Here is a 2,801-nt window from a genome sequence, read left to right on the forward strand (position 1 = left end):
AAAATTCCAGTTACTGTGATCACGGGTTTTCTGGGTGCGGGAAAAACTACCCTCATCCGTCATCTACTGCAAAATAATCAAGGCCGACGGGTGGCCGTTATGGTCAATGAATTCGGAGAAGTGGGAATTGATGGTGATTTATTGAAAAGTTGTCAGACCTGCGATGACAACCCCAACGATAATATTGTGGAACTGACCAACGGTTGTCTGTGCTGCACCGTACAGGAAGAATTTCTCCCCACCATGCAGAAATTGCTGGAGCGACGGCAACAGTTGGATTGTATGCTGATCGAAACTTCAGGATTAGCTTTACCTAAACCTCTGGTTCAAGCTTTTCGCTGGCCAGAAATCCGCAACGGTGCGACGGTGGACGGAGTAATCACCGTGGTGGATGGTTTTGCTGTCGCTAGGGGTCGTCTGGTGGCGGATTTGGACGCTTTAACGGCACAAAGGCAAGCAGACCCCAATTTAGAACACGAAACGCCCATTGAGGAGTTATTTGAGGATCAGTTAGCCTGCGCTGACCTGGTACTCTTAACTAAAACCGATCTAATCAGTGAAATTGAATTAGAAAAAATTATTAATTGGCTGAAAACACAACTGCGATCGACGGTCAAAATAGTTACTTGTGCTGATGGACAAATTAGCCCCGATGTGCTATTGGGATTTAATGCCGCCGTCGAGGATGATTTAGCTAGTCGTCCTAGTCATCATGATCACGAGGAAGAACACGATCACGATGAGGATATCAATTCTGTGCAGTTTTGCCTCGATTCTCCCGTAGATGCCCGAATTTTGACCCAACGGCTCAAAGAATTGGTGGCCCGAGAAGAAATCTATCGGGTCAAGGGATTTGTTAACGTGGCCAATAAACCGATGCGTATGGTGTTACAGGGAGTCGGCGATCGTTTTGATTCTTTCTTCGACCGACCCTGGCAATCCACGGAAATGCGGCAAACCCGCTTGGTCTTTATCGGCCGCTCCCTCGATAGTCAGAGAATCGAGCAGGCCTTAACTAGGGTTTGCTGAAGAAGTTTTTCCTAGGGACAGGGTGTGGGGTAGGGAGATTATTTTTATTTATTCTCCCCTCTCCCTTCTCCTTTCTCCCCCTCTACAATAATTACTCGCAGCCAGAAATACGTTGGGTACTATCATACTTTGTGCTTTTTGTCAAAAAAACTTTTTTTTTGCAATAAAACTACACAAAAAAAAGATCATCGTTATGGGTGAAATTGACTGATTTGACCGTCTTAATTAGGATCACCTTCTAGGTGTGGCAAGGGTTTCAACCATTGCTGCCCAAAAAAGCACAGAATGACCCATTCTGAAATTCTATCAAATCGCTGTAACCCTTGTAACATCGTTGTTAAATAAAAATCTTTCTCAATTAATTCTTAAGAATTTGTAAATATTGCGGAATGTTAATTTAAATATTCTCAAGTTTTTGCAGTCAATAGATAATGTTTGCTTATCTTTGATCAACAGAGGCAGTCCCAATGAAAAAATTTTCACCCCCACAGATGAAAGAGGTTTCTTTCCCTACACCCCACACCCCACACCCCACACCCGTTCGGCTGAGCTCACGGCCGAAGCCCACACCCTACACCCTACACCCCACACCCCACACCCCACTGAAAAAGCTCCGGCAATCGATCGCCCAGATAGATGGTCAGGGATTTAGGTTAGGGTGGTAAAAGATACAGATTACCCACCCTTCCAGACCAACAATTATGACGAACACCAGTAACCCGCTGCTTGCCGGTCAAGGATTACCGGCTTTTGACCAAATCCAACCCGGCCTGATTGTCCCTGGCATGACGCAACTTTTGCAGGAACTGGCCGGAGAATTAACCGATCTAGAAGCGCAGATTGCCCCCACTTGGGAAAAATTAGTCGAACCCCTCACCCGGATCGAAGAACGTTTAAGCTGGAGTTGGGGGATTATCGGTCATCTGATGGGGGTAAAAAATAGCCCAGAATTGCGTCAAGCTTACGAAACCGTACAACCGCAGGTGGTCGAGTTTATTAGCCGTTTAAGCCAAAGTAAACCCATTTATGAGGCATTTTTGTCCCTGCGCCAAGGAGAAAGCTGGGGGCAATTAGACGAGGCACAACAGCGCATTGTCGAAGCTTCCCTGCGGGATGCTCAATTGGCTGGGGTGGGATTGGTAGGGGAGAAAAAAGACAGATTTAACGCGATTCAACTGGAATTAGCGGAAATTACCACGAAATTTTCTAATAACATCCTCGATGCCACCAAAGCTTTTCAACTGAAACTAACAACCCCAGAAGATATCGCCGGTTTACCCCCTAGTCTCCTTAGTTTAGCCGCCCAAACCGCCCGGGGCCAAGGAGAAACTAACGCCAGCACCGAAACCGGCCCCTGGGTGATTACCCTCGATTTTCCCAGTTATTTCCCCTTTATGAAGTACAGCGATAATCGGGAATTGCGCGAAAAACTCTATAAAGCCTACGTTAGTCGGGCCGATCTGGGAGAATTGGATAATAATCCCTTAATCGATCGCATTTTGCAACTGCGTCAGGAACAGGCCCATCTTCTAGGTTATAGTACCTACGCCGAGGTCAGTCTTGCCCGGAAAATGGCCAATTCTGTGGATGAAATCGAGAAATTGCTTGACAATTTGCGCCAAGTAAGCTACGAAGCGGCAAAACAGGATTTAGAGGCCTTAAAAACTTTTGCGGGAACCGACGATCTCAAGCATTGGGATATAGCCTATTGGTCAGAAAAACAGCGTCAGGCCAAGTTTAACTTTAGTGCCGAGGAATTACGCCCCTATTTC

The 2,801-nt window shown here is 46.3% G+C and carries 2 protein-coding genes; both read left to right on the forward strand.

Features of this window, described 5'->3' with window-relative positions; genetic code table 11:
* On the forward strand, nt 1-1,029 hold a 1,029-nt coding region (cobW, locus tag IM462_RS07130), incomplete at its 5' end, for a cobalamin biosynthesis protein CobW (protein ID WP_287715009.1).
* A 701-nt stretch (nt 1,030-1,730) separates the two neighbouring features.
* A partial coding sequence (locus IM462_RS07135) for a M3 family metallopeptidase (RefSeq protein WP_287715011.1) occupies nt 1,731-2,801 on the forward strand: 1,071 nt, incomplete at its 3' end.

Source organism: Microcystis sp. M144S2, from assembly GCF_020246065.1.
Taxonomy (GTDB): domain Bacteria; phylum Cyanobacteriota; class Cyanobacteriia; order Cyanobacteriales; family Microcystaceae; genus Microcystis; species Microcystis ichthyoblabe_A.